This is a genomic window from Pseudomonas sp. R25(2017), from assembly GCF_002112565.1.
Lineage (GTDB): Bacteria > Pseudomonadota > Gammaproteobacteria > Pseudomonadales > Pseudomonadaceae > Aquipseudomonas > Aquipseudomonas ekonensis.
The window spans coordinates 1-15,809 of the sequence record NZ_NEHZ01000032.1 but is presented as its reverse complement, the minus strand read 5'-3'; the positions used below and the strand labels follow the sequence as shown (position 1 = coordinate 15,809).

9 protein-coding genes are annotated in these 15,809 nt (G+C 66.5%); 7 read left to right on the top strand and 2 right to left on the bottom strand.

Annotation, left to right across the window (positions count from 1 at the left end):
* Nucleotides 1-23: 23 nt before the first annotated feature.
* The 7 genes from CAG31_RS27480 (at nucleotide 24) to CAG31_RS27450 (ending at nucleotide 7,576) form a co-directional block, all read left to right on the top strand.
* The gene (locus CAG31_RS27480) at nucleotides 24-377 is read left to right on the top strand and encodes a hypothetical protein (RefSeq protein WP_085586890.1); all 354 of its coding nucleotides are present in this window, start codon (nucleotides 24-26) and stop codon (nucleotides 375-377) included.
* A gap of 353 nt (nucleotides 378-730) precedes the next feature.
* Nucleotides 731-1,690 carry a MoxR family ATPase gene (locus tag CAG31_RS27475; RefSeq protein WP_085586889.1) on the top strand — a complete coding sequence of 320 codons (960 nt, stop codon included), beginning with the start codon at nucleotides 731-733 and terminating at the stop codon, nucleotides 1,688-1,690.
* A gap of 5 nt (nucleotides 1,691-1,695) precedes the next feature.
* Entirely contained in the window at nucleotides 1,696-2,640 is a 945-nt protein-coding gene (locus tag CAG31_RS27470) for a DUF58 domain-containing protein (RefSeq protein ID WP_085586888.1), read from the top strand.
* Nucleotides 2,637-3,134, top strand: coding sequence for a DUF4381 domain-containing protein (locus CAG31_RS27465; RefSeq protein WP_085586887.1), 498 nt, complete (start codon nucleotides 2,637-2,639; stop codon nucleotides 3,132-3,134). The genes CAG31_RS27470 and CAG31_RS27465 overlap by 4 nt, the downstream gene beginning before the upstream one ends.
* On the top strand, nucleotides 3,127-4,206 hold the full coding sequence (locus CAG31_RS27460; protein WP_085586886.1) for a VWA domain-containing protein: 1,080 nt from the start codon (nucleotides 3,127-3,129) through the stop codon (nucleotides 4,204-4,206). Before CAG31_RS27465 ends, CAG31_RS27460 begins: the two co-directional genes overlap by 8 nt.
* A complete protein-coding gene (locus tag CAG31_RS27455; protein WP_085586885.1) occupies nucleotides 4,203-5,942 on the top strand; it encodes a VWA domain-containing protein in 1,740 nt (579 codons plus the stop codon). The genes CAG31_RS27460 and CAG31_RS27455 overlap by 4 nt, the downstream gene beginning before the upstream one ends.
* The gene (locus tag CAG31_RS27450) at nucleotides 5,939-7,576 is read left to right on the top strand and encodes a BatD family protein (protein ID WP_085586884.1); all 1,638 of its coding nucleotides are present in this window, start codon (nucleotides 5,939-5,941) and stop codon (nucleotides 7,574-7,576) included. Before CAG31_RS27455 ends, CAG31_RS27450 begins: the two co-directional genes overlap by 4 nt.
* 25 nt (nucleotides 7,577-7,601) lie before the next feature.
* Here CAG31_RS27450 and CAG31_RS27445 read toward each other — a convergent pair whose 3' ends face one another.
* The gene (locus tag CAG31_RS27445; RefSeq protein ID WP_170930056.1) at nucleotides 7,602-8,093 is read right to left on the bottom strand and encodes a hypothetical protein; all 492 of its coding nucleotides are present in this window, start codon (nucleotides 8,091-8,093) and stop codon (nucleotides 7,602-7,604) included.
* Nucleotides 8,090-15,751, bottom strand: a complete 7,662-nt coding sequence (locus CAG31_RS27440; RefSeq protein WP_371856664.1) for a DUF637 domain-containing protein — start codon at nucleotides 15,749-15,751, stop codon at nucleotides 8,090-8,092. Before CAG31_RS27440 ends, CAG31_RS27445 begins: the two co-directional genes overlap by 4 nt.
* Nucleotides 15,752-15,809: the final 58 nt, after the last annotated feature.

Genomic DNA, 15,809 nt, shown 5'->3' with positions numbered 1-15,809 from the left:
CCGGCCCCTCAGGAATCCTCCCCATGCAAATGACCACCGCCCTGCTCATCGTCAATCCGTGCGACGACGAAGAAGACAACATGGCCATGCTCTGCTGCCACAGCGACAAGGGCGAAATGTTCCTGATGAGCCGCTACCCGGACGAGGATGAACTGGAGATCACCCTGGATGGCGACCCTTCGACCCTGGAAGGTGTGAAGGTCACCCTGACCAAAACCCTGCTGAAGATCGAAATCGCGGCGGCGGATGCCGATGCGCTGAACGGTGACGACGTGCTGGAGATCACCTTCAACCCGGACATGGTGGATCTCGACGAGGTCGAAGAGACCCTGAAGAACATTCTGGACGGCACCGGCACTTACATCCGCCAGGCCTGAAGCCGCCAGGGCGGTCTCATCGTCGGATCGCCACCCGGAGCAAGCCTGCCCCCCGGATCTGTATCGCGCACATCCCCTATGGGAGCCAGCCTGCTGGCGATGGCATCCGTGCAGGCGCCATCGCCAGCAGGCTGGCTCCCGCAGGACTTTGTGCACGGCCGAAGTCCGCTTGATCCGCGTTGCCCGCACTGGAGCGGTGACAGCCATCCCCCCAATGCGATCGTTACCCGGTCATTTCCCGCACTTTGCGCAAAATGCCGTTAGTCGCCACCCCCCGCGATGGATTAAAGTAACGCCCCCAGCCCCGGCGTTATCCGAACGTCTGCGGCCACCCTTTCCAGGAACAGTCACCGATGGAACATCGTGAAGCGCTGCTGGCGCTGCGCACCTTTCTTTCAACGCAGATCCTCGGCCAGGAAAAACTCATCGAGCGCCTGCTCATCGCCCTGCTCGCCGACGGCCACATGCTGGTCGAGGGCGCGCCGGGCCTGGCCAAGACCAAGGCGATCAAAGAGCTGGCCGAAGGCATCGATGCCCAGTTCCATCGCATCCAGTTCACCCCCGACCTGCTGCCGGCGGACGTCACCGGCACCGAGATCTACCGCCCGGAGACCGGCAGCTTCGTGTTCCAGCAAGGCCCGATCTTCCACAACCTGGTGCTGGCGGACGAAATCAACCGTGCCCCGGCCAAGGTGCAGTCGGCATTGCTCGAAGCCATGGCCGAACGCCAGGTCAGCGTCGGGCGCAGCACCTATGAACTGTCGCCGCTGTTCCTGGTGATGGCCACGCAGAACCCGATCGAGCAGGAAGGCACCTACCCGCTGCCCGAAGCCCAGCTCGACCGCTTCCTGCTGCACGTCAAGATCGGTTTCCCGGACGCGGCCGTCGAACGGCGCATCCTCCAGCAGGCCCGCGGCGAAGCCCTCAACGGCGAGACCAAGCCTGAGCGGCGGGTCAGCCAGCAGGCGATCTTCGCGGCGCGCAAGGAAATCCTCGGGCTGTACATGGCCGACGCCGTGGAGGAATACCTGGTGCAACTGGTCATGGCCACGCGCAACCCGGCCAAGTTCGACCCGGAAATGGCCGAGTGGATCGCCTACGGCGCCAGCCCCCGCGGTTCCATCGCCCTCGACCGCTGCGCCCGGGCCCACGCCTGGCTCGCCGGCCGCGATTTCGTCAGCCCGGAAGACATCCAGGCCGTGCTGTTCGACGTGCTGCGCCACCGCATCATCCTGTCGTTCGAGGCGGAAGCGGCCGGCATCGACCAGGACCGGGTGGTGCAGCGCATCCTTGACGTCGTTGCCGTCGCTTGACCGCCATGAACGCCCCCCTGCCGTCCGAACCGGGCATCCGCGTCAGCCTCGCCGAGCTGATCGAGATGCGTCACCGCGTCCGTGAGGTGCAGCTGTTTTCCACGCCGAGCCAGCGCAGCCCGCTGATCGGCCTGCACCATTCGAAGTTCCGCGGCCGCGGCGTGGACTTCGACCAGGTGCGGGTCTACCAGGCCGGCGACGACGTGCGCACCATCGACTGGCGCGTGACCGCCCGCACCCAGGAGCCGCACACCAAGCTGTTCCACGAGGAGCGCGAGCGGCCGATCTTCATCATGGTCGAGCAGAGCCGACGGCTGTTCTTCGGCTCCGGGCTGATGTTCAAGTCGGTGCTCGCCGCGCAGGCGGCGGCTCTGATCGGCTGGGCGGCGCTGGGCCACAACGACCGGGTCGGCGGACTGGTGTTCGGCGACAACGAGCATTACGAGATCAAGCCGCGGCGCAGCAAGCAGAGCCTGCTGCAACTGCTCAACCGGCTGGTGCGCGCCAACCAGGCGCTGCACAGCGAGCGCGAACCGGACCGCGATGCGTTCGGCGTGGCGTTGCGCCGCGCCCGCGAGGTGCTGCGGCCGGGCAGCCTGGTGATCGTGATCTGCGACGAGCGGGTGCTGTCCGACAGCGCCGAACAGCAACTGAGCCTGCTGTCGCGCCACTGCGACCTGTTGCTGCTGCCGCTGTCCGACCCGCTGGATCACGCCCTGCCGGCCGCCGGGCTGCTGCGGTTCGCCGAGCGCGGTGCGCAACTGGAGCTGGACACCCTCAACTTCGACCTGCGCCAGACCTACCGCGCCCAGGCCGAAGCGCGGATCGCCCGTTGGGAGCTCCTGGCGCAGAAGCTGCGCGTACTGCTGATGCCCCTGAGCACCCAGAGCGAAATGGTCGAGCAGATGCGTGAGTTCCTCAATCCGCAGCGTCCGGGCAGCGCACGATGAACGGCCTCGAACAACTGCAGCCGCTGATGTCCCCGCCACCGGTCGCCTTCTGGCCGCCGGCGCCGGGCTGGTGGCTGCTGCTTCTGCTGCTGCCCCTGGCGGGTTTCGCCCTGTGGCGCCTGCGCCGGCTCATTCCGGTGAAGAAGCGCCCGATCGTGCGGGCCGAACTGCCGCTGGATCCGGTACGCCTGGCCGCCCTCGCCGAACTGGCGCAAATGGCCAAGCCCTATGACGGCGCGCCCGCCGGTGCCTGGCTGCAGCAGCTCAACGGCCTGCTCAAGCGCCTGTGCCGCAACCATTACCCGAACAGCCAGAGCCACACCCTCAACGGCCGCAAATGGCTGGCGTTCCTCGACAACCGCTGCCCGGCCGCCGGCCTGACGCGCTGGATGGTGCTGGTCGAAGGCGCCTACAAACCCGAATGCAAGCTCGACGACAAGGCCATCGCCGGCCTGACCCAAGCAGTCGACACCTGGATCCGCAAGCATGTTTGAGTTCGCCTGGCCGTGGGTCTTCGCACTGCTGCCGCTGCCCTGGCTGATGCGCCTGGTGCTGCCGGTGGCCGACAGCGGCGAGCCGGCGCTGAAGGTGAGCTTTCTCGCCGACCTCGAAGGCCTCGCCCGCCGACGGGCCCGGGCCAACCTGCCGGCCTGGCGGCAGCAGGCGCCGTTCCTGTTGCTGTGGCTGTTTTTGCTGATCGCCGCCGCCCGCCCGCAATGGCTGGGCGAACCGTTGCCGATCGCTGCCAGCGGCCGCGACCTGCTGGTGGCGGTGGACGTGTCCGGCTCGATGGACTTCCCCGACATGCAATGGCAGGACGAAGACATCAGCCGCCTGTCGCTGGTGCAGCACTTGCTCGGTGACTTCCTGGAAAGCCGCGACGGCGACCGGGTCGGCCTGATCCTGTTCGGCAGCCAGGCGTACCTGCAGGCGCCTTTGACCTTCGACCGCCACACGGTGCGGGTCTGGCTCGACGAGGCGCGGATCGGCATCGCCGGCAAGAACACCGCCATCGGCGACGCCATCGGCCTGGCCCTCAAGCGCCTGCGCATGCGTCCGGCCCAGAGCCGCGTGCTGGTGCTGGTCACCGACGGCGCCAACAACGGCGGCGAAATCGACCCGTTGACCGCCGCCCGCCTGGCCGCCGGCGAAGGCGTGAGAATCTATCCGATCGGCATCGGCGCCGACCCCGAGTCGAGCGGCAGCACCGCCCTGCTCGGCGCGAACCCGACCCTGGACCTCGACGAGCCGGCGCTCAAGGCCATCGCCGAGGCCACGGGCGGCCGCTATTTCCGTGCCCGCGACGGCCAGGAGCTGCAAGCGGTCAAGGACACCCTCGACCGCCTCGAACCGGTGGCCCAGCAACCGACCCAGGCCCGCCCGGCCCAGGCGCTGTATCAATGGCCGCTGGCGCTGGCGCTGCTGCTGAGCCTGTTGCTGGTGGTCCGCGAACTGTGGCCGGACAACCCGCTGCAACGCCTCTTCAGCAAGGAATTGTATTTGCAGAGCCCATTGCCTGACTGGCGTGCCCGCCTCAAGCGCCTGCGTCTGCGGAGGCGTCGATGATCACGTTCTGGCCGCACTGGTTCCGCCCCTGGTGCCTGTTGCTCCTGCCGTTGCTGGGTTGGCTGCTCTGGCAGCTCTGGCACCGGCAGAAGCGCGCCGGGCGCTGGCAGGTGATCCTGCCGCCGGCCTTCCATGCCACCCTGCTGCGCGGGGGCGGCGGGCGCGACAGCAAGCTGCCGTGGATCGCCCTGGGCGTGGCCTGGCTGCTGGCCCTCGCCGCGCTGCTCGGGCCGAGCTGGGAGCGGGTCGAGCAGACCACCCAGAAACCCGCCGACCCGCTGGTGGTGCTGCTGGAGCTGACCCCGGAGATGCTGGCCACCGACTCGCCGCCGACCCGGCTCGAACAGGCGCGGCGCAAGCTGTTCGACCTGTTGCAGGCGCGCAGCGACGCGCAGACCGCCATCGTCGTGTACGCCGGCAGCGCCCACACGCTGGTGCCGCTCTCCGATGATCTGGCCACCAGCCGCAACCTGCTGGACGCGCTCAAGCCGTCGCTGATGCCGCAAAGCGGTCATCGCGCCGACCTGGCGGTGAACAAGGCCCTGACCCTGCTCAAACAGGGCGCCTTGGGCCAGGGGCGAATCCTGCTGATCGGTTCGTCGCTGTCGGAAGAGGAACGCCTGGGCATTCGCCGGACGCTGGGCGGGCAGTCCCCGCAACTGCTGATGCTCGGGGTCGGCACCGCCGAAGGCGCGCCGATCGCCCAGGAGGACGGCAGTTTCCTCAAGGACGCCCAAGGCGCGATCCGCGTGCCGCAGCTGGACGGCGCGGGCCTCAATGCGTTTCTCAATTCGGTGGGCGGCGAGTACCGCGGCGCCCGCCTGGACGAGTCCGACCTGCGCGCCCTCGGCCTGCTCGACGGCCCCCGCAGCCTGCGCGACGACGGCCAGACCCTGCGCCTAGACACCTGGGCCGACCAGGGCTATTGGCTGCTGCTGCCGCTGTTGCTGCTCGCCGCCTGCGCCGGGCGCCGCGGCTGGCTGTTTTGCCTGCCGCTGCTGTGGTGCCTGCCGCAGCCCGGCTATGCGTTCGATTTCGAAGACCTGTGGCTGCGTCCCGACCAACAGGGCCTGCACCTGCTCAAGCAGAAGCGCCCGGCCGAAGCGGCCAAGCACTTCGAAGATCCGCAATGGCAAGGGGTGGCGCTGTACGAGGCCGGCGACTACAGCGGCGCCGCCCAGCGCTTCGCCGAAGGCAACGACGCCCGCGCCCACTACAATCGAGGCAATGCCCTGGCCAGGAGCGGCGAGCTGGAGGCGGCGCTGGACGCCTACGATCAAGCCCTGGAGCGCCAACCGGACCTGCGCCCGGCACTGACCAACAAGGCCTTGGTGGAGAACCTGCTGAAACAGAGGAACGCTCCTCCGCCCGCCGAACCGCAGAAGCCGTCGACGCCGCAGAACCTGCCGGGCGACGAACCGCCGCCACCGGCCGCGACGCCGCCTGTGGCCAACAGCGAATCCCCGAGCGACACCGCACCGCCGCCTGCGGCCAGCGAACCGCCGCCGACCGCCCCGCCGCTGCCGGGCACCGATGAGCTGAGCGAAAGCGAACCGCAGGGCGAACAGAACGCCACACCGCCGCTGCTGCGCCCCGCCGAAGACAACCTCGAAGGCGAGCAGCGCCAGGCGCTGGAACAATGGCTGGGCAAGATCCCGGACGATCCGGGCGAACTGCTGCGACGCAAGTTCTGGTACGAACAGCAACAACATCAGGATCAGGAAAACATTCGATGAGCCGTTTCACCGCACTCTTGCTGCCCCTGCTGATCTGCACGGCCACCGCCCAGGCGGCCGGGCTGACGGCCAGCGTGGACCGCACGCGCCTGAACTCCGGCGAGACGGTGGAGCTCACCCTGGAATCCAACGATGTCACGCAGTTCGGCAAGCCGGACCTGGCCCCGCTGGAGCCGCAGTTCGAAGTGCGCGGCACCCGTCAGGTCAACCAGTTGAACACCCTCAACGGCGACAACCGCGCCACCACGCGCTGGATCGTCACCCTGCTGCCGAAAAACAACGGCAGCGTGGTGATTCCGCCGCTGCAGCTGGGCGACGCGCAGAGCCAGCCGATCACCGTGCAGGTGGTCGAGAGCGACGACCGCGAGAGCGCCGACAGCCTGGATCCGGTGTTCATCGAGGCCAGCCTCGACCAGAGCAGCGTCTACGTGCAGGCCCAGGCGGTGCTGACCGTGCGCATCTACCATTCGGTGTCGCTGTACGACGACAGCAGCCTGACGCCGCTGCAGATCGCCGACGCGCGCATCGAACAGCTGGGCGACACCCGCACCTACGAAAAAGACATCAACGGCGTGCGCCACGGCGTGATCGAAATGCGTTACGCGATCTACCCCCAGCACAGCGGCATGCTGAGCATCGCCCCGCAGACGTTCAGCGCGACGCTGGTCGATACGCGACCGTCCGCGGACACCTCCACCCAAGGGCCGAAGCCGGGCAAGCTGATGCGCATCAGCTCCGCCGCGACGGCGCTGACGGTCAAGCCCAAACCCATCACCTACCCGGCCGACGCGCCGTGGCTGCCGGCCCGCAGCCTGACCCTGAGCGAGAGCTGGAACCCGGAGCCGGATCACCTGCAGGTCGGCGATTCCCTGACCCGCAGCCTGACCCTCAAGGCCGAAGGCCTGGCCAGTTCCCAGTTGCCCGCGCTGCCGGCCACCGAGGCCAACGGCTTGCGCCGCTATCCGGACCAACCGGTGCTCAACAATCAGAGCGGCGACCGGGGCCTGACCGGCAGCCGCGAGGAGCGCGAGGCGCTGGTGCCCAGCCGCAGCGGCGCCATCGAGCTGCCGACGGTGGAGGTGGTCTGGTGGAACACCTTCGAAGATCACCTGGAACACAGCAGCCTGCCGGCGCGCACCCTGCAAGTGGCGAGCAACCCGAGCCTGCAGGTGGACACCCCGGCCGGCACCCAGGCCTCGGGCGGCGCCGACAGCGAAGCGCTGTGGTGGTGGAAACTCAGCACGCTGGTCCTGGCGTGCACCACCGCCCTCGGCTTCGGCCTGTGGTGGCGGGCCCGCTGGCAACCGGCGATCCTGCGCGCCGCCCAGACCGGCCCGAGCCCGCGCACGCTGCTTGACGACATCAAGCGCGCCAGCCAAGCCAACGACCCCCACGCCACCCGCCAGGCCCTCGACGCCTGGGCCCGCCAGCAACCGGAAACCCTGGCCGACATGGCCGCCCGCTTCGTGCCGCTGTCCGATGCCCTGGACGGCCTCAACGGCGCGCTCTACAGTGAAACCGGCCAGCACTGGCAAGGCGAAGACTTGTGGCGGGCGATCCGCACCATTCCGGCGGCTGAGCGGGCGAAGGATCCGGTGGGCGACAGCGGGTTGCCGCCGCTCTACCCCAAATGACCGCGCGACGTCGCCACCTGCGGCGTCATTGCCCGTCAGGTGCCCGGTCTTCGGAGTCCTGCTGCGGCAGAAATGTCCGGGCGGCCAGCCAGCAGCTGGCCATCGACGCCAGGAACGACACCGATAGCTCCAGCCAGTAATCCGAAATCTCGCCGCCGTTGATGTCGTTGTTCCGCACAACGAGCAATACGAACCAGAACATCCATCCGGCGGCGACTCCGGCGCCTGCCAGAGCGACCAGCAAACAGTTCAGCGCCGTCTTCCTGACCTTCATCAAAGCGATCGCCAGCGCAAAAAACAGAAAAGGCAGAAAGAACACCAACTGCGCGAGGAAAGGCGCCAGGAAGGGCATCAGCAGCAGTTCGCCCCCCCTGACTTCCCCCAGCAGTTTCGGCGTATCGATCAAGTGGGCAAACACTGTGGCCGTCTTGATGATTCCGGCGATCCCCCCGACCACCATCGGGCACAGGAAGAAGGCCAGGAAGACCTTCCCGCGTGGGTATCGAGCCTTGATCATGGGGTGCAGCCCTGGGCTTTCGACAGGCCCAAGAGCTTGCAGCCATAGTTCACCCTTGAGCGGTAATCCAGGATGACCACACCGCCGTCGACACCTTGCTTGTCGCCGATGAGCGGATTGAGCGACGTGTCCGTGGCGTATTTGCCGACGGTCGTGAACCATGAATGGTCACCCAGGAACTTCTCATGGATGGTCTGCAGCAGCGACTGTTCGTTTTTCAACTGTTTGATGTCCCAGGCAACCGGATCAGTGGCCGATTTGTTGTACAGGTCTTTGAAATTATCGAAGCCGCCCGTGATCAGCGCGTCCCCCGCCGCCTTGCGCCAGTCGTAGACCGGGGCCAGGAACCAGCCCAGGCCAAAGCTCAGGAAGGATCCGTTCCCGTCCGCCCCCAACCCAGTCAACGGCGCTCTGGATACCGCCTCAGCGCCCCCGAACCAGTTGGCCCCGATCCCCAGTTCCTGTTCATACAGGTTGCTGGCCCCGAAGAAGTTGGCCCGGTTGTCGATGGTGTTCAGGTACGTCACCAGGCGGTCTGAGGCCCCTTGCGTGTTGTAGAGGTAGTCGAAGGTCGTGTGCGATGTGCGCGCCACGTCGTTGTGCATGACATTCCAGGCGTCCTGCATGGCGATGTACTTCAGCGCCGCGTTGACTGCCGTGCGGCAGCCGTCGCTCTGGGGGGCCTTGTCGCACATGCTGCGCATCTCCGAATCGAGGAACTCGCTGAGCTTCTCCGCCTTCGCGATGGCAGCGTTCTTTTCCTCTTTGGTGGAGCACGTCTTGCCGTTCAGGCAGTCTTCAACCTCCGAGAAGGCCTGGTGGGACAGATAGTTGTAGAGCGTCCCATTGGCCGCCACCGAGGCCGCCGTGCTCGGGTCACCCCCTGACGCCGTGGCCCCCAGCACGCCTACGATCTGGGAAATGGCCAGCAGGTTGGCCTGTGCCTGAATGTATTCAGGCGTGCCCGGCACATAGTTGGCCGGCAACAGTTTGTCCCCGAGCAGGCCCACCAGGAACTCGTTGGCACCGCCGGCGATCGCCCCCGTGCGGAAATCCCCTCCCATGGCCTTGGACAGCAGCCCGCCCAGGCCAGCGTGCAGCAGAATTTTCTCGATGCTGCCTTCAGGCAGCTTCAAGTCTCCGATGGCGCCCGCCCCCATGGCCGCGCCGATGGCAGTCAGCGTTCCGGTAGCCGAGCTGACCAGGTTGTCCTTGAAGCTGCCGCCGTAGACGACCGTTTTGATCAGGGCGTCGGCCGTCACCTTGGTGGCTATGACCTTGAATCCCTCCGGGGTCAGGCTGATGTTGCCCACGTCGAACTTCAACCCCTGGGTGACCCCCGCCGTGGCTGCGGCGACAACATAGCTTTTGATGGCATCTTCGGAGGTCATGTCTTTCAGGATTTTCCCGAGGTTGCCCCGGTTATCGATCGTGCTGACCGTCGCTTTCGTCGCGGCGGTGATGGCCACGCCCTGCAGCATCGCGTTCATGCCCGCCATCATCGGCCCGATGATGGCAGCCATCGCAATGGCGATGATCAGTTGAGAGGCCGGCCCGAGCCCGGAGTTCGAGTATTTGAACGACTCGTGGATTTCCTTCACTTGCCGCCAGTCCACGTCTCCGCGCGCTTCGGCCTGCTTGAGCCACGCCATCTGCGGATCGGCCTTGACCATGGCATCGATGGATTCGCTGACCGTCTGCTGATTGATCTGCTTCACATCGATCTTGAGGCCTTCCACCGCCTTGATGGCGATTTCGCCCTTGGCGGACATCTGTGTCTGACGGAACGTCTCGTCCGTGTTGCCCTTGCCCTTGGACGATACCCAGAAAGCGCTGTCGTTGGTCTTGGTATGGCTCTCGTCGTGAAGGTCCTTGACCCCTTCGAACACGATCTTCCCGCCGCTGTCCAGGCTGATGCCGCCACCACTGTCGAGCTTCGCGACCTGGAATCTCTGGTCGCCGCCGCTGACCAGCGCCATGTTGCCTCCGGTCGTGATTTCACTGCCGACATGCGTCACCTGCGTGACTTCGTCATGACGCAGTTTCTTCCTGCCGAAACTGCCCTTGTCCTTTTTGTCGTACAGCGAGTAGTCCGTGTCTTGCGCGGCCAATACTTCGAGCTCGTCCCTGGCCACCAGATAGGCTTCGTCGCCGGCCTTGATCCGGCTGGAGATCAACGTCAGGTCATCGCCTGCCCGAATGGCGACATCGCCGCCGGCAGTGATCGTGCTGGCGATCTGTTTGACGTGGTCTTCCTGGGCGGTCACCTTCTTGGTCTTGTAATAGGAGTGGCTTTCATCGGCCCCGGAAGCGATGGTCACATCGCCGTCCGCAATGAGCGTGAAATTGCGTTTGGCGTTCATGTCACTGGCGACTGCGGCAAAGTCACGACCCGCACTCATCGAGATATCGCGTCCGGCACTCAGGCTTGAGCCGAACTGAGTGACGGAGCTGCTCTGCCGGGCACCGCCGTCGACGTTGATCTGTTGAGCCGAAGCGATGGCGATGTCCCGACTGGCCTCGATCCGGACATCCCGCCCGCTGGACATCGAACCTCCCACGCTGAGCATGTCCCGGCCCGAGAAGATCGTCAGGTCATTCGCCGCCTCGATGCGCGCTGCACTGTCGACGACGTCACGCTGGAACGACTTGCCCTTGCCGTCGAAGGCATCGGTGCTCACCGAACGCTCGTTGACGATGTCCCCCGTCAAGGTCACAAGGTTGACGTCTCGCCCGGCGATGATGCCGCCCGACTTGTTGACGATGTCATGCACGGCCAGCAGGCCCAGGCGGTTCCCCGCTTCGATCAGGCCGCTGTTGGTCAGGTCCAGCCCGGCGCTCGCGGCCAGATTGTTGCTGGCGCGCAACGTGCCTGCGTTGACCAGGTCTTTGCCTGCGATCAGATCGACATCGTGTCCCTGGATCAACGCCCCGTTCGGCGCCAGTCGATTGTTGGCCTGGGCCAGGTACAGCACCGGCACCAGGACCTTTTCGCCGTTCACTTCGTGCTCTTCGAGCCAGACGATGTCGTGGGTCAGCGCCGCCACTTGCTGGGCGGTCAGCGTCACGCCGACGGACAGGTTGAGCTCGTTCTTGCTCGCCACCGCGTTGTTCATCAGGTACTTGAACATCGCTTCGTCGGAGGTCTGGCCGTCGATGAAGCGCTGGCCCGTGCGGGCGACCACGGCCTGCTGCACCAGGCGCTGCTCGAACAGGCCGTCGCCCAGGCGCTTGGCGCTGGTGTCGGGGTCGTAGCCGAGTTTGCCCAGCAGGTAGTCCGAGCTCATGAACGACTTGAGGTCAGTCAGCGCCGGGTTGGTCTCGATCAGGTATTTGTGCGGGTTGGAGCGCACGCTGGTGTCGGGCAGCCCCTGAACCCGCGGCACATCGAACGAGGCCTGAGAGCGGTCGGGCGCCAGCACGCCGACCGGACCGTCGCCGGCGACCGCGTTGACGTTGATCGGCGCCGTCTGGCCATTGAGGTTCAGCGACGGACGGGCGGCCAGGGTCAGGTCGCGCTTGGTCGTCGAGACCGGACCGCTCTTGTCGAACGTCAGTTCGGTGGCCGGCCGGGAAGGCATGCCGTCCGAGCGCTGGGTGGTGCCGGCGGCGACGGTGCCGATGGTCCAGTCCTTGCCGGGCGTCACCGCCGGCTCGCTGCCGCCTTTGCCGCTGTAACGGAACAGGCCGTTTTCCCCGGTCGGCAGGGTGAAGCCCGGCAGCGCCAACGGGTTGACCTGTTGCTGGGCCAGATCCGGCGGCAGTTGTGGATTCAAGAAGATGACCGTTGGCTTGACGGCGCTCTTCACACCGGTGTCCGTCCCCTCCTTGGCCGTGCCGTCGAAGTGGGTATAGGGATTGAGGTTACCGTTGCGGATCGTGGTTTTGGCGTTGATCTCCACCGCCTGACCCGCCTGGACAACGGAGGAAACGCTGCCGCCGCCGTCAGTGAAGACACGGGTGTCCTTTTTCAGGTCGCCCGCCAGAATCTGGCCGGGGACGGCGACCTCGGGGCCGGTGCCGAACTTCGCGTTGGTCTTGCCGAGCATCTGCTTGGCGATCGCGGTGTAGTCCCAATGCGTTCCGCCCTTGTCCGGCTCATGCCAGGTTTCGATGTAGTCGTACTGGTTTTTGGAGTTGCGGTCTGCATAGGCTTGCAGGTCGGTGCTGATCCAGCTCGTCTGCTTGCCGGGCAACCCGCCGAGCTTGAAGATCCGCGAGCGGGTGAAGGTGCCCGACTGCAGGCCGAAGTTGTCGAAGGTGTCGACGTCGAGCTTGATGTTCTTGCCGGCCGATATCAGCGAGGCCGTGTTGGTGAACGCTCCGACGTTGCCGGTCAGGTTGCCCGCCACATTGAGGGACGCCTGGGGGCCTGAGATCGTCGAGGTCGATTCGAAGCTTTCGTTGACATAGAACGTCGCGGAGCCGTCGAAGGTGATGTCACCCGAGATGAATTTCTCTTCGCCGACCACGCCTTCGGTCTTGTTGTTGAAGCTGTTGGCCGACAGCGAAAAGTCGCCATCGACATTGATCGACGCGGCCTGGTTGTTGACGGCATTGGCGCGCCCCCCGTCCTTTCCGCCGATCGTGAGATTGCCGATGCTGTAGACATCGCCGGTCTGGTTGGTGAAGTCATTGACCAGCAGGTTCATGTTGCCGCCGCTGAAGATCAGCCCACGGTCATTGAGCAGGCTGGCCGTCCTCACCGTCAGCGTCTGAGCCGCGCCCAGCGTGCCGCTGTTGGTCACGGCGCCGGCATCGATCGTCAAGTCACCGCCGGCCGTCAAGCGTCCGCCGGCGTTGTTGAGCAACCCGCCCACGGTGACTTTGCCCTGCCCGCCTGCGCCGATGCTGGCGGCGTTGGTCAAGCCGAGTTGTGCCGCCGCAAACGTCAGATTGCCCAGGCTGCTCAGGCGGCCATTGCCGCCGTACCCGCCGCTCAACTGGATATCCAGCTCGCCGTCGCTGGCGATCAACCCGTCGTTGGTCCAGCTCGCGCCGCGCCCGACCAGTTTGTCCGACGCCAGCAGTTGCCCACTGGCGGTCTGGGTGAAGCGGTTGACGTTGACGGTCAGGCGGCCGGCCTGGATCACGCTGCTGTTGGTCCAGCTGTCGGCGTTGAGCGTCAGGCCGCCGCGGGTGACCAGCGCGCCGCCGGCGTTCATGACGTTGGCGGTCGAGAGGCCGAATTCCCCCGTCCCCACGTGCGTCATGGTGCCGCCTGCGTTGAGCAGGCTCGGCGCGCTCAGGATGAAGTCCGTGTTGGCGGTCTCCACCAGGCCGTTGCGGTTGTCGAACAGGCTGCCGATCTGGAAGTCGGTCTTGCCGCCGCTGCCCAGCGCCCGCAGCTTGCCGCCCTGGTTGTCCACGTTGGCGGCGCGGATCGCCAGCAAAGCGGCGCTTTCGATCAGGCCGCCGCGGTTGCTCAGGTTGCCGTCGAGCCCCAGACCGATGCCGTTGCCGCTGACCTGGCCCGCATTGTTGTTCAGCGAGCCGGCGACCATGTTCACCGCGCCTTTGGCGTAGATCCCGCCGCCGCTGTTGTCGATGGCGTTGCCGCCGGCGTTGAGCAGGATGTCGCCGGCGTTGGCGGCGATGCGTCCGCCGTCGCTGTAGATGCCGCCCAAGGCCCGCAGGTCGAGGCGTGCGCCTTCAAGCTTGCCGCCCTGGCCGTTGCGCAGCACGCCGGTCAGGCGGGTCTGCAGCAGGCCCTTGAGGCTGGACAGCACGCCGCCGCGGCTGTCGAGGCTGGCGGCGGTGAGGTTCAGGTCACCGGTCCGGGCGATGAGCTTGCCGCCCTGGTTGTCGATGGCCCCGGTGCCCGCGTCCACCGTCAATGCGGAGTAGCTCTGCACCGCGCCTTTGCCGTTGCCGAAGGCGCTGGCCTTGATGTTCACGCCGGCGTCGCGGCTGAAGATCAGCCCGTCGGTGTCGTTGTGCACGGTGCCGTCGGCTGTGATCGCCAACTCGCCGTTGGCCGAGACCGTGCCGCGCCCACTGTTGTTCAGGTCGCCGCCGGTCAGCAGGCTCAAGGAGCCCTGGCTGATCACCTGGCCGCCTCGGTTGTCGATGCCGCTGGCGCGCAGCACCGTCAACGGGCCGGCGCTGCCGAGGGCGCCGTTGATGTTGGTCAGGGCGCCGAGCAGGTCGAGGGCAACGCTGCCGTCGCCGACCAGGCTGCCGCCGCTGTTGTCCAGCCACGTGCCGGTGAAGGTCATCGCCTGGCCGGCGGTGATGCGGCCGCCGGCGTTGTTCAGGCCAGTGGCGCGGATGTCGAGGGTGCCGCTGCTTTCGATCAGGCCGCCCGAGGCGTTGGTCAGCGTACCGCCGGTGACGGTCAGCGTCTGCTTGGCGCCGCTGGTGATGATGCCGGCGGTGTTGTCGAGGCTGGCCGCCTTGATCGTCACCTCGCCCTTGCCGCCCAGACCGCCCTTGCTGTGGTTGACCAACGCGCCGCTGAGGTCGATGGTCAGATCGCCGAACTGGCTGGACACCGTGCCTTCCTGACTGTTGTCGAGGCTGCCGCCGTCGACGGTCACGCCGTTCCAGCCGGACACCAGGCCGCCCTGGTTCAGGGTTTCGGCTGCCGTCAGGTGCAGTCGGTCGTTGCTGATCAGGTTGCCGCCACGGTTGTCCAGGCGTTTGCCGGTCAGGCTGAAGCCGTTGACGCTGGAGATCTCGCCCTTGCGGTTGTCCAGGTCGCGCAGGTGCGCAATGGTCAGCACGCCCTTGGTGTTGATCAGGCCGTTCCGGTTGTCGAGATCCGCCGCCGTTGCGCCCAGGTCGATGCCGATGCCGGTGCCGCCCAGCAACGTGCCGCCCCGGTTGTTAAGGCCGGTGCTGCTGAGGGTCAGTTGCTTGGCGGCCTTGACCGTGCCGTTGCCGTTGTCCAGCAGGCCGTCGACGGTCACGCTCAGGTCGCTGTCGCTGAGCAGCACCCCGCCGTCGCTGTTGTCCAGGCTCGCGGCACGAACCTCAAGCGCCGCTGCGGCGATCTTGCCCTTGACCGAGGTCAGGGCCTTGTCGAGCGTCAGGGTCAGCTTCTGGTTGCTCAGCACCTGGCCGCCGCTGTTGTCCAGGGATTCGGCGATCAGGTCGAAGGCCTGTGCGCTGGAGATCTCGCCGTTGCGGTTGTCGATCCCGACGAGGTGGGTCAACGACAGCACGCCCGGTGCGTTGATGAGTCCGTCTTCGTTGTTCAGCGCGCCGCCTTGCAGGTCCAGGCTCAAGCTGCCTTGGCTGAAGAGCTTGCCGCCCTGCTGATCCAGGCCGCGGACCTTGCCCGCCAACTCGGTGGCGGCGCCCAGGCTGCCGGCGGTGTTGGTCACCTGGCCCGCATCGAGCTCAAGCCGGCCGCCGGAGAAGAGGCTCCCGCGGCTGTTGTTCAGCGCGCCGGTGGTGAGGCTCAGGTTGCCTTTGCTGCTGATGACGCCCTTGTCCTGGTTGTCCAGCGACTGGCTGTTGAGGGTGAGCGCGGCGTCGGTCAGCAGTTGGCCGCCCTTGTTGCTCACGGCCCCGTGGGTGTCGACGCTCAGGGCCTTGGCGCTGGAGATCACGCCCTTGTCGTTGCTCAGGCTCTGGGCATTGACCGACAGCGCCCCTTCGCTGACGAGACGGCCCTGATCGTTGTTCAGGGCCGACGACAGGTTGATCGACAAGTCACGCAACGTGCTCAGCCGGCCGCTGTTCTCCAGGGTCGCCCCGGTCAGCGTCAGC